At 41.5% G+C, this 23,070-nt stretch carries 23 protein-coding genes and 1 pseudogene; 1 reads left to right on the forward strand and 23 read right to left on the reverse strand.

The window, feature by feature from the left end; all coding sequences use genetic code 11:
• Nucleotides 1–121: 121 nt before the first annotated feature.
• From ACR8BL_RS01750 to ACR8BL_RS01815, 14 genes are all read right to left on the reverse strand, one after another.
• Nucleotides 122–307, reverse strand: a complete 186-nt coding sequence (locus ACR8BL_RS01750) for a hypothetical protein (RefSeq protein WP_434751012.1) — start codon at nucleotides 305–307, stop codon at nucleotides 122–124.
• A 26-nt stretch (nucleotides 308–333) separates the two neighbouring features.
• Nucleotides 334–1,587: a phospholipase D-like domain-containing protein gene (locus ACR8BL_RS01755; RefSeq protein ID WP_434751013.1), complete on the reverse strand. Its 1,254-nt coding sequence runs from the start codon at nucleotides 1,585–1,587 to the stop codon at nucleotides 334–336.
• A gap of 591 nt (nucleotides 1,588–2,178) precedes the next feature.
• Nucleotides 2,179–3,870, reverse strand: a complete 1,692-nt coding sequence (gene ilvD, locus ACR8BL_RS01760; RefSeq protein ID WP_434751014.1) for a dihydroxy-acid dehydratase — start codon at nucleotides 3,868–3,870, stop codon at nucleotides 2,179–2,181.
• A gap of 17 nt (nucleotides 3,871–3,887) precedes the next feature.
• The gene (locus tag ACR8BL_RS01765; protein WP_434751015.1) at nucleotides 3,888–4,553 is read right to left on the reverse strand and encodes a GntR family transcriptional regulator; all 666 of its coding nucleotides are present in this window, start codon (nucleotides 4,551–4,553) and stop codon (nucleotides 3,888–3,890) included.
• Nucleotides 4,554–4,639: 86 nt separating this feature from the next.
• A complete protein-coding gene (locus ACR8BL_RS01770) occupies nucleotides 4,640–5,074 on the reverse strand; it encodes an Imm26 family immunity protein (RefSeq protein ID WP_434751016.1) in 435 nt (144 codons plus the stop codon).
• 418 nt (nucleotides 5,075–5,492) lie between these two features.
• Complete coding sequence (locus ACR8BL_RS01775) at nucleotides 5,493–6,824, reverse strand: extracellular solute-binding protein (protein WP_434751017.1); 1,332 nt, start codon at nucleotides 6,822–6,824, stop codon at nucleotides 5,493–5,495.
• Between the two features lie 39 nt (nucleotides 6,825–6,863).
• A complete protein-coding gene (locus tag ACR8BL_RS01780; protein WP_434751018.1) occupies nucleotides 6,864–8,027 on the reverse strand; it encodes an efflux RND transporter periplasmic adaptor subunit in 1,164 nt (387 codons plus the stop codon).
• A gap of 38 nt (nucleotides 8,028–8,065) precedes the next feature.
• The gene (locus ACR8BL_RS01785; RefSeq protein WP_434751019.1) at nucleotides 8,066–8,944 is read right to left on the reverse strand and encodes a carbohydrate ABC transporter permease; all 879 of its coding nucleotides are present in this window, start codon (nucleotides 8,942–8,944) and stop codon (nucleotides 8,066–8,068) included.
• Nucleotides 8,945–8,960: 16 nt separating this feature from the next.
• The gene (locus tag ACR8BL_RS01790; protein WP_434751020.1) at nucleotides 8,961–9,827 is read right to left on the reverse strand and encodes a carbohydrate ABC transporter permease; all 867 of its coding nucleotides are present in this window, start codon (nucleotides 9,825–9,827) and stop codon (nucleotides 8,961–8,963) included.
• Nucleotides 9,828–10,203: 376 nt separating this feature from the next.
• Nucleotides 10,204–10,608: a GNAT family N-acetyltransferase gene (locus ACR8BL_RS01795; protein ID WP_434751021.1), complete on the reverse strand. Its 405-nt coding sequence runs from the start codon at nucleotides 10,606–10,608 to the stop codon at nucleotides 10,204–10,206.
• 579 nt (nucleotides 10,609–11,187) lie between these two features.
• Entirely contained in the window at nucleotides 11,188–11,478 is a 291-nt protein-coding gene (locus tag ACR8BL_RS01800; RefSeq protein ID WP_434751022.1) for a HesB/YadR/YfhF family protein, read from the reverse strand.
• Nucleotides 11,479–11,499: 21 nt separating this feature from the next.
• Nucleotides 11,500–11,859 carry a HesB/IscA family protein gene (locus ACR8BL_RS01805; RefSeq protein ID WP_434751023.1) on the reverse strand — a complete coding sequence of 120 codons (360 nt, stop codon included), beginning with the start codon at nucleotides 11,857–11,859 and terminating at the stop codon, nucleotides 11,500–11,502.
• Between the two features lie 21 nt (nucleotides 11,860–11,880).
• Complete coding sequence (locus ACR8BL_RS01810; RefSeq protein WP_434751024.1) at nucleotides 11,881–12,198, reverse strand: winged helix-turn-helix transcriptional regulator; 318 nt, start codon at nucleotides 12,196–12,198, stop codon at nucleotides 11,881–11,883.
• Between the two features lie 12 nt (nucleotides 12,199–12,210).
• Complete coding sequence (locus ACR8BL_RS01815) at nucleotides 12,211–13,569, reverse strand: MFS transporter (protein WP_434751025.1); 1,359 nt, start codon at nucleotides 13,567–13,569, stop codon at nucleotides 12,211–12,213.
• Nucleotides 13,570–13,733: 164 nt separating this feature from the next.
• Between ACR8BL_RS01815 and ACR8BL_RS01820 the strand changes: the two genes are divergently transcribed.
• Complete coding sequence (locus ACR8BL_RS01820) at nucleotides 13,734–14,393, forward strand: helix-turn-helix transcriptional regulator (RefSeq protein WP_434751026.1); 660 nt, start codon at nucleotides 13,734–13,736, stop codon at nucleotides 14,391–14,393.
• A 66-nt stretch (nucleotides 14,394–14,459) separates the two neighbouring features.
• Here ACR8BL_RS01820 and ACR8BL_RS01825 read toward each other — a convergent pair.
• The 9 genes and pseudogenes from ACR8BL_RS01825 to ACR8BL_RS01865 form a co-directional block, all read right to left on the reverse strand.
• Nucleotides 14,460–15,059: pseudogene (locus tag ACR8BL_RS01825) on the reverse strand (alpha/beta fold hydrolase); the annotation flags it as partial.
• Between the two features lie 232 nt (nucleotides 15,060–15,291).
• On the reverse strand, nucleotides 15,292–15,855 hold the full coding sequence (locus tag ACR8BL_RS01830; RefSeq protein ID WP_434751027.1) for a GNAT family N-acetyltransferase: 564 nt from the start codon (nucleotides 15,853–15,855) through the stop codon (nucleotides 15,292–15,294).
• Nucleotides 15,856–16,015: 160 nt separating this feature from the next.
• Complete coding sequence (locus ACR8BL_RS01835; protein ID WP_434751028.1) at nucleotides 16,016–17,641, reverse strand: hypothetical protein; 1,626 nt, start codon at nucleotides 17,639–17,641, stop codon at nucleotides 16,016–16,018.
• Nucleotides 17,625–18,371, reverse strand: a complete 747-nt coding sequence (locus ACR8BL_RS01840) for an ABC transporter ATP-binding protein (protein WP_434751029.1) — start codon at nucleotides 18,369–18,371, stop codon at nucleotides 17,625–17,627. The genes ACR8BL_RS01835 and ACR8BL_RS01840 overlap by 17 nt, the downstream gene beginning before the upstream one ends.
• A 486-nt stretch (nucleotides 18,372–18,857) precedes the next feature.
• A complete protein-coding gene (locus tag ACR8BL_RS01845) occupies nucleotides 18,858–19,649 on the reverse strand; it encodes an SDR family NAD(P)-dependent oxidoreductase (protein ID WP_434751030.1) in 792 nt (263 codons plus the stop codon).
• 54 nt (nucleotides 19,650–19,703) lie between these two features.
• Nucleotides 19,704–20,744 carry a helix-turn-helix domain-containing protein gene (locus ACR8BL_RS01850; protein ID WP_434751031.1) on the reverse strand — a complete coding sequence of 347 codons (1,041 nt, stop codon included), beginning with the start codon at nucleotides 20,742–20,744 and terminating at the stop codon, nucleotides 19,704–19,706.
• Between the two features lie 253 nt (nucleotides 20,745–20,997).
• Nucleotides 20,998–21,570 carry a nucleoside hydrolase gene (locus ACR8BL_RS01855; protein WP_434756532.1) on the reverse strand — a complete coding sequence of 191 codons (573 nt, stop codon included), beginning with the start codon at nucleotides 21,568–21,570 and terminating at the stop codon, nucleotides 20,998–21,000.
• Entirely contained in the window at nucleotides 21,567–21,878 is a 312-nt protein-coding gene (locus ACR8BL_RS01860; protein ID WP_434751033.1) for a nucleoside hydrolase, read from the reverse strand. The genes ACR8BL_RS01855 and ACR8BL_RS01860 overlap by 4 nt, the downstream gene beginning before the upstream one ends.
• A 222-nt stretch (nucleotides 21,879–22,100) precedes the next feature.
• The gene (locus ACR8BL_RS01865) at nucleotides 22,101–23,063 is read right to left on the reverse strand and encodes a threonine ammonia-lyase (protein WP_434751034.1); all 963 of its coding nucleotides are present in this window, start codon (nucleotides 23,061–23,063) and stop codon (nucleotides 22,101–22,103) included.
• Between the last annotated feature and the right edge of the window lie 7 nt (nucleotides 23,064–23,070).

Here is a 23,070-nt window from a genome sequence, read left to right on the forward strand (position 1 = left end):
TTGTTTTAAATATCTATTATATACCAATATATTTTTCGGTCAACAGGATTACCTGAACACGTGCATTGTAGAATTTTTGATCCAGTATAATCTTATTATATTGTCTCTTATAGAAATGAAATTACATATATAACCAAGAAGCGCAGATTAACAACAAAAATATCCCACCACACATATATTTATTGATTACAACCGACCAATTGTAACGACCTTCACCTCTTGCTCCTTCACCAAATCCTAATGCAATAAATGCAATTCCGAGTATCATGCCGATCCAAGCAACAGAAGCAATCAGCCCTCCCATCATCTACACAACCTCCACTAATCTTAATGTTATAGATTCCCGTACCCTAGCCAACTCATGCTTGAACTTACTCTATTATTGTAGAGTGGAATCCCATCTGGATTGATCCAACCATACAACTCTTTCATACTGTTTGGTCCGAAATCATTCAGTTTGTAATCATCAGATACACAACATTTCGATACTCGTACTTCGAACTCTTCTTTACCAAATAACAAATAAGTGATGCTCGCCTTCACACGATTGATATCGTTAGATTTATAGAAAGTGTCGCGCACTGTCGTTATTTCACCAGAACTTCGGATGTGCTCCTTAAACGCATTTACACAAAGCAATGAATCTAGCAGGTCTTCTGCAGATAGATTTTGAATGCTTTCAGACGATTCAAAGGCAGTGGTTAGCTTTTTGTACTTACCAATGACGTCCGAGAAATTATGATGCCCTCTTTCATCGTGGAAGTTATGTATTTGATTTCTTACAAATAGTTTAAGGTCTTCTCCTCTACGAATCGGATGTTCCACACCCTTAGATGTTCTTCCTTGCATAGGGATATCCTTGATGTAGTTCATAAACCTGTGAATCTCCAAACGTAAAGGTAGTACATCGTCTGAAATAAGACGTTTGTTCACAGACAGGTACTCCGACTCCAATTCTTTGAAAGCCGACAAGAATGTTTGGTATTTACGTTGAACAGTTTCTACATATAAGTTAGGGTTCTTCTTTTTACGCCCCTGCCAATTAGTGTTTGGCAACTCAACGAGTGAAATACCTTTCATCTTGTCTTCATACTCGCCTTTTGCCTTTTTCATTACAGTTTCTGCTTCTTCGTACTTGGAAAGCACGTCAGATTTTAACACTGCGGCATTATCCCAATAATCAGCAAAAATATCCCTTACACGATCGAAACCTGCATGGTCTTTATCTATCGAGACATTTAGTTCATTATTTGTGAGTATCCCACTTCCCGTTAAGTTTGAAGAACCAATAAATGCGATATCCTCAAAGAGATACAGCTTGGGATGGAAACGAGCCGAAGTGAAATAACGGACAAACACGTTACGCAAACCCAACACTTTACGCAGTGCTTTTGAGGAAGTCGGGAACCCCAGACGAACAACCAAATGAACTTTACAACCATTCTTAACTAACTCTTCTATGTATTCATGTCTCGTGAAAAAGGCTGAAGCGATAAATACGTCTGTATTTTTGCTGTGCTTATCCAGAGCTAGGTATAACCCATCTTTGTACTTTCCTGAATTCGAATAAATTGATGTTTCGTTCATAATTTCTTCCTCCATACTCAGATAAGAGCAGACGGAGTCTACTCTTTCTTCACCAACAAAGTTTCATATAGGTATGCTCTGATAATCCTGTACTTGCTTGTAGTCATAAAGGTGTATTTTTCTACATCAACAACATAATAGTATTTTCCTGAAACAATATATTCCCTTTATGCCATTCATTTGGTTTGATTCCTGCTTTAATAAATATATCATATGTCCATCTACATAATACACCATAGAAGCTTGCGCTTACTGGAGATACTAAAAGGTAGAAATAAGGTACTAACAAAGATTAAACATATGATGCATATGATGTGTTTCTGGAAATTTAACGTTTGGATAAATGAGAGCAGGTTAATTTCGTCATTTTGGCACAAGAAAGAACTTGTATCGATAAAATAAAAAACCCGTTCATTTTCAGCTCATGAAAATAACGGGGGATAAAAGTTTAATCTTTACAAAACGAATTATTCTTTATTTTCTTGTGCATTCTTGATTACTAAAATTGTTACTTTTTTGTACCGTATGCTTCAAGCTTTCGTCGTACATTTCTTCCTTCTCTTTTTACATGCGACCTCAATGTTTTTTTGACTATTCCATTAAATCGGTTACTGCACCTTTGGAAGCAGAGGAAACTAGTTTGGCATATTTACCGAGCACACCGGATTTTACTTTCAGTGGCGGTTGTACCCACGCTTGTGCTCGAGCAGCTAGCTCTTCTTCTGAAACCTCAACTCTCATCTCTTGGATATCGCTATCAATCGTGATAATATCACCATTTCTAAGCAAACCGATCGGTCCACCGACTTGTGCTTCAGGTGATACATGACCGACTACAAATCCATGTGAACCACCCGAGAATCGACCATCTGTGATGAGGGCGACTTTCCCGCCGAGCCCTTTTCCTACAATGAGTGCTGTAACGGAAAGCATCTCAGGCATACCAGGTCCACCCTTCGGACCACAATAACGTATGACCACGACGTCTCCTTCTTTAATTTCATCATTCATAATCGCTACTGTCGCTTCATCCTCGCTGTCGTATACCTTTGTGGGACCGGAAAACTTCTGTATCTTCATGCCTGACATTTTGGCAACAGCGCCTTCAGGAGCGAGGTTTCCCCGAAGTACAACTAGAGGTCCGTTTGGCTTAAGTGGATTATTGAGTGGTCGTATAATCTCTTGATCATTTTCAAGTGGAGCAGATTCCGCTAAATTCTCCGCTAACGTTTTACCCGTTACCGTGAGGCAATCTCCATGAAGTAATCCCTCAGCAAGCAACAGCTTCATTACTCCTGAAACACCGCCGATATCATTCAAATCCTGCATCACATATTGGCCACTTGGCTTCAGATCTGCCAAATGAGGAACACACAAACGAATGCGCTCAAAATCATCTAAGGTTAAATCGACTTCTACCGAGTGCGCAATAGCTAGCAGATGGAGAAATGCGTTAGTTGATCCCCCCAGAGCCATAACAACGGTGATCGCATTCTCAAATGCTTTCTTCGTCATAATGTCTCTTGGATAGATTTCCTGTTCAAGAAGTGAGATGACCTGCTTACCTGCTGCTTCGCATTCCAATGCTTTATCCGCCGAGATTGCTGATGTCGAAGAAGAACCAGGCAAACACATACCCATAGCCTCTGCAGCCGCTGCCATCGTATTAGCGGTATACATCCCCCCGCAAGCCCCTGGACCCGGGCAAACACTACATTCGACCTTATGCAACTGTTCATCTGTTATTTTGCCATCCTGATATTGACCAACGGCTTCAAAAGCTGAAACGATATCTACGTCTTTACCGTCGAGATTACCAGGTTGAATGGTTCCTCCATAGACATAAACGGAAGGAATGTTCATTCGTCCAATAGCCATCAAACATGCAGGCGTATTTTTGTCACAACCACCGATCGCAACAACGCCATCAAAACGCTCGGCTCCAGTCACAATTTCAATCGAATCAGCTATCGCTTCCCGACTTGGGAGTGAGAACAACATCCCACCATGCCCCATTGAGATCCCATCCGAAACGGTAATCGTATTAAAAATTAGTGGAGCACCGCCGTTTTTACGTGCGCCCTGCTTAGCTTGCACCGCTAAATCATTAATGTGCATATTACACGGAGTTACTTCACTCCACGTACTCGCTATTCCGATCATTGGCTTTTTAAAATCCTCATCTTGAAAACCAACTGCACGCAACATGGCTCTGTTCGGTACCCGGTTAGCACCTTCACTGATTACCTTGCTTCGAATACGAAGATCTTTTTTATTTTCCATGTCACTCACCCCTGATTTCAAAGTATATCGTTCAGTTCCTGCATCGGTCTGATAAAATTTTGTTTCATTAGATTATGGGCATCGTCACTATTTTTGCCTTCAAAAGCTTTAATAATCAAATCATGCTCTTCGACTGAAGCTAGTGTAGCCGTATTAGGTTGTTTTAAAAACACATATTTAAAACGCCTAATGTGAATCTGAAGAGATGCATTAAATGTGGCCACATAAGGATTATCTGAGAGCTCCACAATATAATTATGAAATAGCTCGTCCACCTCCATAGCCTGATACACTTGACCATTTTTTATAGAACTTGCGAATTCTAAATTTAATGCTCTTAATTTCTCGATCTGTTCTGGAACAATAATTTCAGCAGTGATTTCAGCAGCTAAAGCCTGAAGAGCCGCCATCGTTGAATACATCTTAAAAATATCGTTTTTCTCAATACACGTTACTTTGGTTTCTTTTCCTGGATGCATAGATACGAGACCTTGAACTTCGAGTAACTGAAACGCCTCTCGGATCGGTGTCCGGCTGACTCCAAGCGATTCAGCTATTTCCGCATCAATAAGCTTCTCACCTGGTTGAAGTGTTCCATCAATAATCCATCGTTGTATCTGTGAAAACGCTCGTTCTTTTGCGGACATACGGACGGGTAAAGCAAAATCTTTAGGAATAGGCATGGTTTTCAACCTCATTACAATTATTCTTATATGCAATATATCGCATACACAACCAAGAAGCAATTATTATTTCATTTTAGCTCTCACTATCTATTCCGATCTCGGTGCCACTTATCATCTCCCATTATTCTATCAATAATATGATGAGCATCCCAAACCGCCGCCATCTCTAATCCCTCACACTCTTTGCGATCCGAAGGTCTGATTTCTCCCAAATGATATATCGAGTACTCTCCTGATATCCTATCCATGCATGCAGGTGGGGGCCAAGCCTCATTTTCATCCAGAAAAGCACGATTCCCAACGACTGGCCAATTTCCTGATTTCAGAACATGATCATACACACCCACAATAAACTGATACTTCTCATCTTTCGGTAACTCATCTATAGAGTCACTTATGTGATCGTAGATTGCAATGCTGGCGTCTTTAAGCCTTCTTCCAAAGGAAAACTTACCGTTAGGCAAAGGTATAGCATAGATATCACCCAATTTTATCCGATTAATTTTTGTCTTTTTCAAGGTTATTCAAACTCCTCGTTGCAGCTCTCATAAGCTTATTGATCTTCTTATTATGCGGAGAAATGCAATAAAGCTATTCGCTGAAATAATATTTTGAGCTTAGCGCCGCCATGTGTTATAATCATTTACTGTTCTCTTCCTCGTGTCTCTACTTCTTTGATATAAAATCACATTCATTTGCCTTCTCTTTTATTTGCTAAAGTATTTGCTAAACGAATTTGTAATGATTAAATAAAAAAGCCGCTAAAATAGCGACTTCATTAGGAATATGTTCTTGTCCCTCGACCTCAAGTTGGTATTCAAGTTCATGGAGAATAATTTATTGTTGCTAAAGTTCAATCGGTACCGAGCGTTAATATCTTTTCAATAGATTTTTTGCTCGGGTCGATCACTCCTATGATGAGCTCATGAAGTTCAGTTATTCGTTTAGATAGGTGGTGACCCGGTTTTGGATCAGCTTGGCTACTTCCTCTGCCGTTTTCTGTCCACCAAAGAATGCGAGGGACTCTTCTCCGGCAATACCTAACACTTTAACGTCCAGGTCTACATATTGATCGGCGGATTGAACAACTTGTTTAAACACGGTGAACTGTTCATCCGGTACTTTTGCCATCTCCCCACTCGAAAGCTTGTATTCGCCATTTTTAACTTTTTCATGCAGCTCCTCAATCTTCTTTTCATTCACGGATTTAAGCATCGAGAATCCTTCTCGATCTTGCAGCATCTGCACTTCTTCCGACAATAAGAAGTTAATGAACTTCCAGGCTTCATCTTTTACGGGTGATTTGGCATGAATTGCGAATTGTGCCATGATAGAAATTCGCGATCCCTTGCGATTTCCGTTTTCTCCCGCTTGCGGTGATTGCAACAGCTTGGGTTGATCAAATAACATGTAGGGCCCTTCGATAAAATCAATTGGCGACGTAATCGGCGTTGAGCTAAATATTTGATTGCCCCGCTTTGACTCTTCCGATGTCACAATCTTATCCTGGTACATTTGTTTAACTTGCTCCAACATATTGACAAATTCGGGAGAATCAAATGTTGCCTTTTGGGCTGAAGGATCGACGAATGCGGCGTAGTTCTCATAAAGCATTTCTTGAAAAAGGAGCTCCGGCGGGTAGGATGCTAAAGCATAAATCTTATCCTGTCCGTTTTCCTTTTGAATGACTTCCTTTGAAACCTTCTCAAATTCCTTCCAGTTCCATGTCTTGTCATCAAATTGAGCATCTGCTTTGTTCAGCATCGCCTCATCTCCTACAAATACTCGTAACATATACCCCAAAGGAATCGTATACATTCCATCATTCATCTTTAAACCGTTCAAAATATTCATTTGCAAATCGTTTTTATCCAATGTCTGATCTTGCTTGAGCAAATCGTTCATGTTGAGAAGAAAACCTTTGCTCACATATTCTTTAAGTGGCAGGCTGTCAATTTCAATGATATCCATGCTTTTTCCCGATAACATGGCTGTATTCATTGAATTCCGGTATTTTTCGAATTCGCCTTGGCCCCATTGCTCGCCCGTTTTATATGCATTGATTTGCAAATCGATTTCGGGATATTTCTCTTCGAATTTTTTCTCCACCGTTTGATAAAATGGATTTGACTCTGTCACGGACAGCGTAAGTACTGTTCTGCCATCTTTCGATTTAACTTTAGCCGATGTACTGCTTTCCTCTGAAGCACACGCGGTTAAACTCGTAATGATTGTCCCCATAGCAAGGAGCAAAATCCACTTTTTCATTCTAAATTCCTCCTGATCTCTTTTTATTATTACGTCTCCCTATTCCAAGCGAATACGGTCGCCATCCTGCATAGGCTCGCTGCTGTTCAGAATGATTTTATCCTCTGCATAGATGCTGTCGGTCTGGATCATCGTTTCTTTGTCATTCTTCTCGCTGGACTTAATGTCCACTTTACGGACAACAAATACATTACCAAGTGCACCAGGTCTCTGGTCCACTACAAAAACATAAGTGCCTTGCCGGTCCTGATGAATAGCTCCATTGGAAACAAGCAGACCTTGATCGAGAGAACTTTTCTCGATTCTGATCCGAGCCTGCTCACCTCCTTTCAGTTTGGCATCGAGGAGCTTAATGCGGAGAATCTTTTGAGGTATGGTTACCACCCCCACTCCTTCATCAGATTCAGATGACCCCTCTATAAGTGGCTTCTCATTATTGATTTCTTCAAGGATGCCATCCATGCTTCTGGCTTGCTGCTCTTGATCTGTATCTACCTCTACCTTGATCCGTTCTCCGATGGATATGCCTAAGGTAGACAGACGCTTTGCATCCACTCTAACCTCGAATCTGTACCCTTGGCTGCTTTTCGAGACAATGATATCCGGCTCTCCTGTGGAAGCCAGTCCTTCTACCGCGTTCAGCTTTGTTATAATAGCTTCGAACGGAGCGGTCAGCACCTGATTTTTGGACACATGCTCTCTCATTTCGTTGATCTTGCGCTCCTGTGCAGCGATATCAAGTTTGCCTTTTTCAATATCACGTTGTGCGCTGCGCCGCTTGAGTTCATCTTCTTCAAAAGACGCCAGAATAAACTGGTCCTGAAAACTCTGCTGATCGATCTTCTGCTTTTCCAGATTCGTTACTTCAACTTCAATATCTTGTTTTGCCGGTTTACTGTCATAGGTGATAAGCTTCTGTCCTTTCTTGACACGATCACCTTCTTTCACATGAATCTGCTGAGTTTTCCAGTTGGTTGAACCGGATAACTTCGCTTCAGCGATCGGCTGAAGGATTCCGCTACCTTCGATAACTAAAGGAATACCTCCCTTTTTAGGCTGCTCCGTGGTCACTTTCGGTAAGGTCAGCGATTGCAGCGTGTTGCTGAACAATGTGAATAGCAGCAGCAATCCCATAAAACTGATGAACACGACTACAATGATTCGCTTTCGTCTCTGCTCGGCAGCCCCTGAACCTAACTCCATATCCTTTCTTCTCTCCTCCCAAAAGCCGCACTGAAAATTTAACCTTTAACGCCGGATAATTGAATGCCCTCAATGAAATACGACTCCGCATACAGAAATACCATCACCATCGGAGCCATATAGAGCATCGATGCAGCAAAAGCCATACCCCGCTCACTTTGATTAATTGTGGATAAAAAGACGGACAGCGGTTGCTTGAACGGGTCATTCAAAAAAATAAGCGGCTGTTCCACCATGTTCCAATAATCAACGAAAAGCAGGATCACAAGTGCGGCTAACCCTGGCTTGATCATTGGAACAATCATCGTTACAAAAATCCGCAAATGACCTGCTCCGTCCATTTTGGCAGCTTCAATATAAGCGTAAGGAATGTCCAGCATGAATTGTCTGAGCATAAACACGCCAAAAGCTGCAAAGATGCCAGGAACAATGATGGCACTTATACTATTCAGCATCCCAAGCCGATCGACCATAATATAATTCGGTACCAGCGTGACTTGAAATGGCATGAGCATCGTCATGACATATACCAAAAACATGGAGTCTCGGCCGCGAAATTTCAGCTTGGAGAATGCATAGGCAGCCAGAGCCGCAACAAGAGTCTGACCTGCAATAATCGGCACCACCATGAACACCGAATTCCAGAACATCATTAGATATTTTGGATTGTCGATGAATACCTTCCCGTACTGTGCCAAGGACACCTTATCCGGTATCAATTTCAAGTTTGCAAATATACCCTCTCTACCGACTGCTGCTTTCGTCATTTGCCCAACCAGGCCATAGTTGATCCCAATTTCTTGCTCTGTCATCAGTGAATTTGTGAATATAATCACAATAGGTGATATTAAGATGAAGGCAATAACAATCAGACCGAATGTTAATACGCCATTTTTCAATATGTACACTAATCGCACAGACTCATTTCACCTCCTATTCCATGTACTGCCGATGCCGACGCTCCATCGCAAACAGCACCAGAACGATCAGTAGTATACTGACAAACATCAAGGTTGCCGCTGCCGTTAGTTTCTGTATGTCGAGTGATATGAACATGTTATTCATATAGTGCTGCAGCATGTAAACACTGTCATGGGGATAATCGCCTGCAATCAGATATGTTTCCCGAAACACTTTAAATGAGTTGATAATCGACATAATCACGACAAAAAACATCGTCGAGGTGATGTAAACGAGTGTGACACTCCGGAATTGCCGTAAACGACCAGCCCCTTCAATTCGTGCCGTTTCGTAGTAATCCTTTGGAATTTGCTGCAGCCCGGCAAGGAATAGAATGACGTTATAACCTATGTTCTTCCATATATACACGATAATCACGACTGTGCGTGCCGACTCGGACTTCATCCAATCCACACGATCGTATCCGAAACTGTCCAGCCAGGCGTTTAGAGAGCCGTTCCAATCAAAAAGGATCTGCCAAATCATGATGATCGAAGCGGTGGGCACAACAAGCGGCATAACATATGCTGTTCGAAGCCATTTTTGGATATAGACATTTTTATGCAAAAGCATCGCGAGCCCCAATGACAGTATGATCATAAGTGGAACACTGATCGCGCTAAAGTATAACGTGTTGGAAGCTGCTTTAAGAAAAGAAGTACTTCCGAGTAGCTCACGATAATTATTGAGCCCCACAAAATGACCGTCTACTGAATGGCTCATAAACGAATAATACACGCCCATGGCAAACGGAATAAGGTAAAAGAGTGCGAATCCGATGCTGCTTGGCACAAGGAAGAACATGGCCGCCGAAGCATCCTTACGGAGCCATTTTTTCATGGTTTTCTAGATTCATCCTTTCACTGTCAATTTGTTTTTCATTCAGGTTTCTGTTTCGCCTCCCTCTGCATTCAAGTTTAGAAAAGATTGCTTAAGAAAATAGTGGTAAATTATTAAAAATTTCTAAAGTTTCTTACTGATTTTGCAGTTTCTTAACACCGATGCTACATTCGAGAGTGACTTTCGTTCGATTTCTATTGTCTTTGATCAGACTCATCTATTAAAAATCATTCCCTCCTGCTTGATACACAGCATCAAGCAAATAAGGACCACTTGGAAAGTGGTCCTCATACGAGCGACTGCAACGGAAATATGTTTTTCTGTCTCTCAACGCTTATTTACTGTTAACCTGAACTAGCATTTCTCGATAGTTCGATCATATCAACTCTGAGATAAACATTGGTGTAGCTCCATCTTCTGTATCAAAGCCAAATTTATTATAGAAATCCACAGCATGAGGATAAGAAATTAATACTTTTGTTTTACACTCGCTATATCTATCAAGCATTATATTCATCATTTCCTTGCCAATACCTTTACCCTGATAACTCGGATTAATAAGCATATAATGAAAATATACCGTTAAAACACCATCTGACAAAGCATTTATTAAACCGACAAGCTTTCCTCCTTCCCAAGCGGTAACAATGGAATGAGACCCTCTGATTGCTTGTAAAAGCTCGTTTGGATACTTGCCAGACTCCCATTCTACCGAAAGAAATAACTCTTGGAGTGCATCCGCAGTGATGTCCTCTTTGCTTGAAGCGTAATAAATACTCATCCTATACCTTCCTTTCATAAAACTAATTACGGATTTCTCTCAAAGTGAATAATAACTTTATTCACTAATGTACTATTATAAATATGTATAGAAAATGGATTAATTGAAGTTAATTTGTATTGATTTACATTAATAAATTTTCGAGGTGTTGTTGGTGGTAGTGAAAGGACACGCGTAATTTCCCTTGATTAAAAGGATTTAATTCTGTTAGGTCACAGCCACTCACCCTAATTAGAGCATTTCAACCAATTTCTGAATCTTGGAGTGAGAAATTAAATATACAGGCCCCATTATAACGGCATTGCTGTTCTTAATAACATCCGATAATTCATTAAAAATGAATCACTGGGCATCTTCCTTCTTAATGAAACCACCGAAAAGCCATTTCGGTGGTTTTTGCTAGTTTGGAGAAGTAGCCAGGGAATCCTCAAATAGAGGATGAATGGATCAAGGGTTATCGTTATAATATTGCCGGATTTATCATTTATCCTGGATATATTATATATGGAGGAATTCACTAGTTCCTGCAGCCCTGTTTTTCATTCCGGCGAATAAAGATGCTCCTTCTTTATTACATGCTCAATAGGAGATTTTGTTTGAAAATATACCATTTTCATTACAATCTATTTGAAGAAGTTCATCCTGTAAAATCCAAGCATCTGTTTTTTCAACAACAAAGAAATGATATCCTCCAATGGATTGAACCAATGCGGGATCAACCGGTGTAGCACTCGCATTTATGCCAATCGTAAAAGCATCGGAGCCTCCTCCGACATATTTTGCATAAATCCTTACATATTGGCCCTCTTCCAATTCCCATTCATTCTTAAATGAATCGATTGCTTGTTCAGTTACTACAAATGAGATCATTGCTCTGCACTCCTTCCTTAGTTAATCACATTTTTTCACTTCGCCACGATAATTGGCCATTCTGAAACTGGCTCCGCATCCACACGAAACTTTGGCATTTGGATTATTCATGGTGAATCCGCCTAACATTCCGCTTTCTTCATAGTCAATCTCAAGACCATCGATATATGGAATACTGTTCGCGTGAACCAATATCTTAAATTGCTTTTTATTTAATACAACGTCTTCTTCTGCCTGCTGGTCATCCACGACAAGGGTATAAGATAAACCACTGCATCCCCCTTCATCAACGGCTACTCTAAGACAAGCATTTTGGATATCCGAACTTGATAAAATTTCGACTATTCTATCCGATGCTATATCACTGACCTCGATGATCATCTTCATTCCTCCTTGATGGTATCATTTTGAAAATTTTCTATCCCAGTCCATTAGACAGGGGATGAATGTAGCAAGGGCAGCTCCTTTTGCTGTAAGTTCATAAATAATTTGTGTAGGATGTGTCCGTATTGTTCTTTTGACCAAATGATCATGTTGAAGACCCTTCAGACGTCTGGCGAGGATCATTTCGGAAATTGAAGGAATGCTTTCGAAAATTTCGCCGAATCTCTTCGGGCCTTGAGACAGAACACATAGAATATGGATCGTCCATTTCGTTCCGATGATACGATAAGCCGTAAATATTTTATTCGAATCTTCAGTGAACAATGGTCTGTACACCCACTTTCTTATTCATCCGCGTGGTGAGATCCGAGTGCTGGCAATGATACTCATGACGATCAACAAGAGATGAAAACCCATGGCTACAATTAAGCCGGATTGAAGTGACATTCCGCCAGCCTGACACACGACAAGGATGGAACCACCGATGCCAATCACTACACCAGGTGTAAAAGAATCTGCAAATTGCAGATTTGCCGAGGTTTGGCCCACGCCTTCCTCCCCCGTCTGGGAAAATGCGACAACACCGCTAATCGGATGCGCCAATCCGATACCGACTCCTGCGATGATCTGACCAATAACTGCAATGGTAACGGTCACAACAGGTACCCAAAATACGATGGCAATCCCTATCGCAAGTAACAATACCCCAAGAAAAATTCTCATATGACGTCCACGGCCCTGATCTGCCGCATCCCACCGTCCTTGCAGATACGCAATGATACACCAACTTAATGCAGCACTCGCTACAATTAATCCGGCCTGTGAAGGTGTAATTCCTTTTACGTCGATTAGAGCCAATACCAAGAAATTCTGTGTGCTGGTATAGGCTGCGAAGAACAACCCACGAGTTGCCAGAATTGCTGGCATTCCTCTACGCAACGTAAGTGTTCCCTTCGGTAGCAATTTACGGAGAGGAAATACCATCAATACGAAACCAATTGTGACTAAAACAAATCCCATAATGCTCGGAAGCCTACTTAGACCAACCAGGAAAATCCCTGTACCCATCGTTAAGAGTAACGCCATCCAAGTGGATGAAGATCCGCTATCCCCTCCCGTATTCTGCACTTTCAATTTCCTGAAAGCAGGTAAACTAAGAAATGCTGAAACAACCAGCACAGGTAGGATCCCCCAGAAAACAAACCGCCAGGACCACTGATCTGCGATAAGACCTGCTACATATGGACCGAGCATGGACGGAAGAACATAGGCTGTACCAAATGCTCCAAGTATTTTGGCACGTAACTCATCCGGGTAACTTAAAGATATTGCCGTATACACACAAGTCATCATAGCTCCGGCACCCAAACCCTGCAGAGCCCGTGATCCTATCATGATATACATATCCCCTGCTGTTGCGGCAGCAATCAGCCCTACAATAAACAACAGAAGTGCAACACTAAACGGTGCTGCAGGTCCTTTTTTATCTATGATCCGACCGACGATCAGCGTTCCGATAATCTGCGCAAGCAAATACGTACTGAATATCCACCCGAACAGGCTAAGACCGTTTAAGTCTCCAGCAATCGAAGGAGCTATGGTGGTTACGGATAAACCTTCGAATCCAACGGCCATCACTGACAAGATGATTCCTATGGAAAGTGCAAAATAACGTGGGCTGAAAATACCTTGATGATTAGACGACATGAAATGTGACCTCCAGGAAAATTGGTATGTATACTCGTATCCGGATACTTAGTAAACATTTTTGTTTATAATGTTAAGCTACAGTTCCACTTTGACTTTGTCAACATTTTTGTTTAAAATGTAGGGAGTGAGGTAAATTTAGTTGCTTCAAAAGGAGATGCACTATGAGCCGAAATCAAGTCAAAAAAGATGTCTCCACCAGTACTCGAAGAGCCATCATTGATCTGTTAAAGGAGCGAGGTGGCATGGATGTTGTGGCACTCTCCTCTCAATTTTCGTTGTCTGGAATGGCTATTCGTCAACATTTGAATGCGCTGAAAGAAGAAGGACTAGTTACGAATGTGGAAGAGGCCCGTCCCATGGGTCGACCCACCAAGCTATGGATATTAACTCCTGCGGCTAATCGTTTTTTCCCAAGCGGCTATTCCGATTTATCCGTCAGTCTCATTCATTCGATGAAAGAAGCTTTTGGTAATGAAGGGCTGGACAAGCTGCTGGATGTTCGAAATAAAAATATGCAAGAACAATATCTTCAGCATCTTGGCGATGCATCAGGAGTCAGAGAGAAATTGGAGAAACTGGCCGAAATTCGAACAAATGAAGGTTATATGGCCGAGGTTAAGGCACAGGATGATGGCAGCCTCCTATTTATTGAGAAGCATTGCCCAATCTGTGAGGCGGCGGCAGTATGTACCGGGTTATGCAAGAATGAATTACATTTATTTAAAACGGTTCTAGGCAATAATGTTCATATTGAACGGGGAGAGTACCTTTTAGCAGGAGGAACAAAATGCGTATACACGGTCAGGCAAAATAAACCATGAAGAAAAGAGCAACCTCAATGGAGATTGCTCTTTTGTTTACTTCACATCGGTCCTTATTGATATCTTTTATTTTATTTCATTCATAAACTTCCTAAAGTTTTCGACCATTTCTTTGGATCGGGTATGGTGTAAATAATGTCCTCCTTCGAATGTCATCACTTTCCCATGCACAGAATCTTTAACTTGCTCTTCATGCAAGGGTATCCAGTTTTTTGTTTCGGTATCATTCGCTTGTAAGAAGAAAATCACAGGAAGTTCTTTGGGAAAGGTCAGGTTCTCCGTTGCTTTGAAATTAGAGCCGAAGTTTTCTCCTTCATTCAGGTTGTTCGGATTAAACGTATTTTTGAGTGAAAGTATTCTAATTTGTTCTCTGGTTTCATCATCAACGTCGGGTGCAATCAGTTGATCAGGGGCCAGTTTCATTAACAATCGGTAGAATCCTGATTTTTTAAGCAATTTGTACGTTTCAGTTGGAAATGGAGCATCGTTACCTCCCTGCGTTGGAACGCTGCTATCAATCCCGACAAAGGCACTTACTTCGTTTGGATATTTGTTCACATAGTCTAGTCCGTAAATTCCTGAAATAGAGTGACCCATGAGCGTGTAACGATGAATATTAAGCTGCTGTAACGCTTCATGAATTTCACTAACCATATTTTCTGTGGTAAGCGCAGATAAAACTTCAATCTCTCTCGTATTGGAAAAGAGCAATGCTTCCTGTACCGCAGCCATGACACCGAAAGCGGTATCTGTACAATAACAGTGGTTTCTGCGATTTCGTATCATGATCCGTCATTAAGATTACAATCAGTCCCCCCTCCAAATATCGCATTGAGCATCGTCTAGAAGGGCTGAATGGATCAGGGCTACGGTTTCAATGAGCTACCATAATTGCGGTCTAACTCTTCCGGTAAGCAACCTTATGAAAAGCATTGATATAACGAAATAGTGCCTTACCATCATCAGGCACATGCGTGCTTCCATCCAGTGGCAGCATCATTGCCTGATATGGCTCAGGCACCATTCTATATTGATGAACATAAGAGGTCAGGATGAAGCCGTTGCGTTGCCAGAATTGAATGCGTAACTGATGAGGCTCTGTTGTCCCGGACTCCGCCTCGATAAGCATACCTTTGATCCCGTGTTCCCTTAACGCCCAGGCTCTGAGTTGCCTCAGCATCCAGGCCCCTATGCCCGACCCGCGCAACTTCTGTTCAACCGCGAGGTAATCGATGATCAGGATGCGGTAAGCATCCTTCCCCTCCAGTCCAGTAACAGCCATCGCAACCACTTCTCCATGATGTACGCCTATGTGCAAATAACCAATTCCACGATCCAGCATACTGCGTAGAATCGCTTGAGACTTGGCGCCGCTTGGAAAAGCTTCATGATAGATTGGTTTCATCCGCGCCCACAATGCTTCATCCCACGCCTCTATGGTAGTAAACTCTAACTCCAGCACTTTATTCGCCTCCAGATTGTATTTAAACCTCAATCTATTGAAGTTGTTAATTCATGTTGTTACGTCATAACAGAATCCCCCCTTCTTTTCAAAAGGGAGGATACACTCTACCGTTTAAATTAAGATCATTTTACGAAGAACGATGAGCCCTATACTCCCCTCATTTTACTCTAAAATTGTTTGCAGCATAATTGCTGACAAGAGGTACAGCACTGAACAGATAACCTACAGTCAATACAATTAGGGCAGCAGTTAATACCCAAAGTGTAGGCCCTAAAAACATCGCTACAACGATGCCTAATGAGATAAGACTGTTCGCGATTGTAAACAAAGGATTATTCGTTTCCAACTCCGTTGTGTAAGGCTGAAACACATAGTACAACAATAGATGATGTAATGAGAAGAAAACAGCCAGCGTAATAATCAAAATCCAGATAGCAAGGAGTGAACCTATATTCCGTCCCTCGGTTAATATGAGTATGGGTACACTCATTACAGCTGCGAACAACAAACCTAATTTTAGATTCATACTTAATAAACTTTTAAATCTTAGAAGGAAATGCACCTTTGAATGCTTGCGGTAAAATGCATAGCGCATAAGTGGCCTGTCGCAATGGAGGAACAGAACTTTGCAGATTTGACTACCTACAGTCAGGTTTAGCATAGCAAGAATGAGTACAGGGGTAAATCTTCCAATGTAATCCAGAGAGATGTGATCATTGAAGATGAATGCCAACAAAGATAATACTAAACCAATGATCATAACGGCTATTAAACGTCTGCGAAACGGTAACCGAAGGAGATTAACGTGCCTCGTAACGAACAGTTGGTGAATTTGCTTGTATCCCTTTGGGCTTGAGATACTCTTCTGACTGACATGAGGTGTAGAGGATGGAATCCCGCTCAGATCATTGTCTTTCGACTGGATCATTCGTTGTTGAAGATCAGCCAACATGATTTCTATGTTTAACAATGGATCAGCATAGTTTGTTACTGCGCGCACAGCGTCGGAATAATCCGTATGTTTTAACAGGACATACCCAGCGACAGTTCCCGACAACATTATCAATGTCACAAGCCATCCTTGATCCAGTATTACAGCCCCAAATAAAGGGATACCCCATGGGGTTAAGGGAAGGTATGCAAGAGTCAGCGCGATTAACATTGTTAAACTCATAACCCATGTTTTCTGTACAAAGACTATGCCCTTCCGTTGAAATACTGTCAAATGAAATAATTCGCATAGCACCCGCCATAACGTTATGATCCCCACGACCAGCAAGGCATGAACAATTGAAAAGTTGAAATAAACGGAAACCAGGATAAATGAAATCCCTTGATATAAGAAAAAGGTTATATAGCGGTGAAGCAGAACAGCTCGCATAAATCGGGTTGGAACGATTCGCATAAGCCTGGTGGCAGTGTATTTCATCTTGTTTGACTCCAACACTTTTGCACTAATTATCCCACCCATTACGCCACTAATGCAAAAATACATATGAAGAAGAAGTGCAAATTGATCCGTATTAGTATCTTCTGTCCATAAAAGGATGGGCAGTGCGAGCATTCCCCAGAAGTAGAGTAAACTTTCTAACAAACCAGCGCCAAACATTAAAATAACTGCGATTGCACCTAGTGTGCGTTTCGTCCGGAAAGCAGCATACGTTTGATCACGAATGAAAATGCCTACGACCGGTAACCTTTGCGTGAAATATATTAAGCGGTTGACTAACGTAATCACCTGCAGCTGCCACATGAGAGAAATCGTACTAAAGATTCCCTGCATCGGCATTCTCCTCCCCCATACCAAGTTCGTTTTCATTTCGCAATAACTTGATAATTTGTTCTTCAAAGTCGGGTTGAGTGAGAATTTCAGGTGAAATCGAAGTCAAACTCCCATGATTTAAAATAATTAACTCATCGCACAGATCTGTTGCCAATTGCAAGATATGAGTTGAGAAAATGAGGATATGATCCTTTTTCATATCACGCAACAGCTGTTTCATCTCGCTGGCAACGACAACATCAAAAGAAGTAAGCGGTTCGTCCAGCAGGATCACTGTAGGTTTGATGAGTAAAAATAACAACATTTGAACTTTATTTTTCATTCCATGTGAATAGTGTTTAATGAGCTTGTGGCGGTCTTCATGTGACATATGTATCATATCGAATAAGCCATCCATATCGTTTCCTTGCCCTTCAATCACATCACCATTAACTTCAATAAAAAAACGTACAAACTCATATCCAGTAAGAAATTCAGGTAACATGGGCAGAGAATATACGTAACCTACATCATCCATCTCTAAATCACGTGATGTAGATTCGTTCACCAGTTTCATCGTGCCGTTATCCGCTTGAATCTCGCCACCCAAACAATTAAATAATGTTGTTTTTCCAGCACCATTTCGTCCAAGAAGGCCGTATATCTTCCCTTTTTCAAATTGGAAATTTACATCGGCTAGTACCTTTTTCTCACCAAAACTCTTCCTTAAATCCTGTAATACCAATCTCATTAATTAGCTCCTCGCTTTCACAACATTTCGTTTTTTGTATCTCGTTCGTATTCATATTTAATAATTCTTTAGTTTTCATACAGATCAGTCCCTTCAAATTATTTTCATAAAAGGACAGCCATTAACATCCCTTTAGAAGTTAAATCATCTTAATGATATCCAATTGATAATATTGGGAAATTAGAGAATTACTTTTCTTGTATTCGATCTTGATTTATATTATTCCTTGTTGTATCTGCGAATAAAAGATAACGAACTATTCAATGATAGTCCGCTAGGATGTTTTTAAGCATGATAAAGCAGCCTTATCGCTTAGCTTAATGACATATTAGTTAAGGCTTAGTTAAAATCTCATCTAATTTCCGTTTTCTGTCTATTGTGAATATAGTAAAAGCGGAAACGTAAAAACAGCCGCTAAATTAGCGACTGTTTTTATAATCTCTTGTTAGTTCCTGACCATGTAAACCACTTATGGATGTAATTTCACTAGTAAATTGTTGGAACCATTCCCCCGTCCATACGGATCGGTGAACCTTTAAATGGCGTTGCATAAGGGCTGCATACAAATGTTGCTAGTCTTCCGATCTCGCTTGGTCTGATGAAGCGCTGCAACTCAGATTGTGGAAGATTGGTCGCCATGAACGTATTTTCTTTCTCATCAAAGGTCAGACTCTCATCCTGAATGACACTCTCGATGATCTGCTCTACATTCTCCGAGAGGGTTGGTCCAGGCATGATGGTATTTACCGTTACTTCCGTGCCCTTTGTCAATTGGCTTAAACTCTTCGATAAAGAGAGCAGCATGGATTTGGTTACAGCATATTGCGGCATATGTCTAGGCATTACAGCTTCTTCACTCGCGATAAAGATGACCCTTCCGAATCCATTGTCCAGCATGGTTGGCAAATAAAATTTGGTCAGTGCGTTTGCGGAAAGAACGTTCGTTTGAATATATTTTTCCCATACAGTGTCGTCTACATCATAATAGGACATGATTTCGTAAATCCCGGTGTTGTTGATCAAAATATCAACCTGTGGGAACGTTTTGCACAATGCTTCACGTTCAGCGACGTTGACAATATCTGCAGCCGCATTTTGAGGAGAAGTGTTCGGATAAACAGATTTGATTTCGCGAACGACTCGTTCCACCTCTTCAGCACATCGTCCATTGATAAGTACGTTGACCCCTTCTTGGGCTAACTCCATAGCAATCGCTTTACCGATTCCTTTGGTGGATCCTGTCACCAATGCTGTTTTGTTATTTAATCCCATTTCCACAAACCATCTCTCCCTTTTCTGTCTAGTTGGCTTCTAGTTGAATGTAATAAGTGTTTATCTACCTGTAAATGTATCTTCTGGTTTGGCATATCTCTCCGCATGTTTGCTTCGCCAATTGGCAGGTGTAACTCCTTCCCAAGCGCGAAATGCACGGTAAAATGAATTCTGGTCCTCATATCCAATCAGGAATGCAACTTCCTTGATATTAAGTGATAAGTCTGTCAAGTACATCCGAGCTTGTTCATGTCTTGCCTGCGTGAGCAGGTGTACGAAACTTGTTTTTTCATCCATTAATCGGCGCTGCAAAGTGCGGTCACTCATGCCCAATTCCTTAGCGACGGTTTGTACTTCTGGACATCCGGCGCTCAAGCTACGCTTCATGATCCATTTAACGATGTCCGACATGGAACGATTTACTTTGTATTCATGTAGCGTATGATCCAGTGCAGGGCTCAAAATCTCAAGTAACTCTTCATTGTAGGTGAGGAAAGGAAGATCCAGGTCTTTTCGATGTAACGTCAACCGATTTCTACTGCCCCCTGTTCGGATAGGGCACCCCAAATAAACTTCAAGTGCTTGTACATCTCCCATCGGCTGGGCAAATTCTACTGCACTGGCAGTGAGAGGCTGACCTGTTCCTTTACGTCCCAATTCAAGCAGGAATGCTAATGTAAGACCAACCAGTAATGGCGGGCATGTTTGATCGGTGACGATCCACTCCAAATCAATCATACATTTCTCACCCATCTCAACCATCTTTAAGCTTTCAGGAGGACAGAGTTGTTTATACCTGGCCATCCGATGCAATGCATCGCGATAATCACGGGCATGATATGTGGCTAATATCGGCGGCGGATACTTCGTTACTTCATAAACGGTTGCAAGCCTGATGATTCCTTGGGCAACATCGCCTGTAAGGTCAGAATACGCTTGCCAAATAGCATAATATTGAGTGGTGCTTACTGTCGTTTCGGAAATTATGGTAAGCGGTAATCCGGCTTTCCGAGTTACATCATGTGAGGCAATCCCTAACTGACGTAGCCCTTCCCAGAAACCTTGAGGCATTTTGATACGGTTATAGGAATGGGATGACATTCATTTGCACCTCCTTCTGCTGACTGAAACACCCGAATGACAAACCTCACCGTCTTCGCTGACTCATGAATATGATGATACCCTTAACTTTCTGATATGTAACTAGCACAGGGTGACAACAGACTAACGAATTACGCCGTTTTCCAAACAATCCTTTCTTTGAATTACCTCCGGTGTATTGTAACACTATGGACAACTTGTCCCTATAACATAAAAAGTCGCTAAATTAGCGACTTTAATTAGGAATATCTCTTTAGCTCTGTAATGTACCCGATAAAATTTCATAAAAACGTTTCTTATCGACTTCTCGGGAAATTTCCACGTTTCCATTAGGATCAGCTCTAAATGAGGTCGCCCCCATCAAGGATTCCTCCTGGGTTTCAACGCGGACAAAACCTTTTTCGAATTCACAAACATCAGGATGAAATATACTTACGGCCGCGAGTGGGTCATGTAAGGTCAGCTTGTTCGAGCTTTCTAACCACGAGTTCCCAAAATCAAAGACGGATTTCATTAACGCCGAATTCGCAACAAAAAGTTCTCCCGCTCTAGCTGCTTCTATCGTTAATTGATCTGTAATTTCCAGTGTAATGGCTCGGTTAATCGCTATTTGGGCAGCAAAAACAATTTGGGAAGCATGCGGATCAGCCCATGAGTTCCAATTGTAACAGGCTTCGGGCAAATTTTCTTTACCGAAATATCCATTCATCGCATAAAGTCCTTTTAATAGAGACAAGGCGTCAGGATATATGTTAAACAGCGTTGCAATATTGGTCATGTTCCCAATGCCGAGAAGCACAATTTCATGTGGATTAGACCTGATCATCTCATACATAAATGCACCTGCATCCGATTTTCATAGATATCGTGTTCCCAGTTACACAATGCTGCCGCACCGTCCGGGGTTGGGTAAACAGGCACAGGCTGCAGCGTTTTATCTAATCCAGCAACAATCGGAATATCCCTCTTGACTGTTTTACAAATGGCACTCGCAATGGCCGCCCGCTTCTCTGGTTCTCCACACACGGTTGTAATGCCAACTAAGTTACACTGTGGTTCTCTTAATAAATAAGCCAGACAGATTGCATCATCTATATCCCCGCCAATATCGGTATCAAGCAGTACTTTTTCCATGTATTAAGCCTCCTGTATCTGAAATCAGCTATACAAGAGAGCAGTGCAAATCCCCATACTGCATCTCCAACATTTGATATGACTCAGTTATCATAAATTCCCCATTTTAAGACATCGGTCCGGGGAGCAGGCTCCTCAAAACTAGCCGAAACAGATGCACAGGTTATTCCACAGCTTGGAGATGATAGCGTTTCTTCGAAATGCATTTCAGGATTTTAAAGGTTAAAATTTAGACAAAATATTCAGGAGTACATCTCCATCAATGTTGCCACCGCTTAACACAAGTGCGATATTTTGCCCTCCAATTCGTTCTCTGTGTTCCGTAATTGCCGCAACCACAGTAGCACTTCCTGCTTCAATAATGTATTTTTCTTCTTTCGCCAGAAAACTTACGGCTTGGCCAATCGAATGCTCCGACACGGCAATCAAATCATCAACATAATCTTTAGCCATCTCGTAACTCAGTTTTCCAACCCCACCAAGGAGTGCGTCACAGAGGGATTCCTCGCTAGGATATTGTTCATATAAGGTATGATCTTCGTAAGATTTGATCATGGCCGGGCAGGCTTCGGTTTGCACTCCAACAATTCGGATGGACGGTTTGATCGATTTGGCAGCTACCGCAATCCCTGTAATCAGACCCCCACCCCCTACTGGAACGACAATTGTATCAATATCTTGGTTCTGTTCTAAAATTTCAATGCCTATCGTCCCTTGTCCACCATAAATTTCCAGATCATCGTAGTAAGGATCAATATAAGTTAAATGATGTTCATGAATGTACTTCATGCCGAGCGTATGAGCCTCGTCAAAATCTTTACCTAATTTCATCACTTCTGCCCCAAAACAGTTCATTTTATCAATCTTGCTTTGGGCTGTCGTTTCGGGAACAATCACCTGGACGTGATGAATTCCGAGAATAGAAGCTGCGTAACTCACAGCACTACCGTGGTTACCTGAAGAAATGGCGGCAACGCCTCTGTTCTTTTCTTCCTCGGACAACGTCATCATTTTGTTTAATGCGCCTCGGATTTTAAAACTCTTTGCTCGTTGGAAGGACTCCAGTTTGAAAAAGTATCTTCTATTCAGATCGCCTAGATAGAACGACTCTTCAAGTGGTGTTTGCTTCAGATGTTTCTTGATGCGATCATAAGCTTGTAACACATGTTCATAGCTAAAAGTCATTTCTCTT

It is taken from the genome of Paenibacillus amylolyticus (assembly GCF_051136285.1).
Classification (GTDB): Bacteria; Bacillota; Bacilli; order Paenibacillales; family Paenibacillaceae; genus Paenibacillus; species Paenibacillus amylolyticus_F.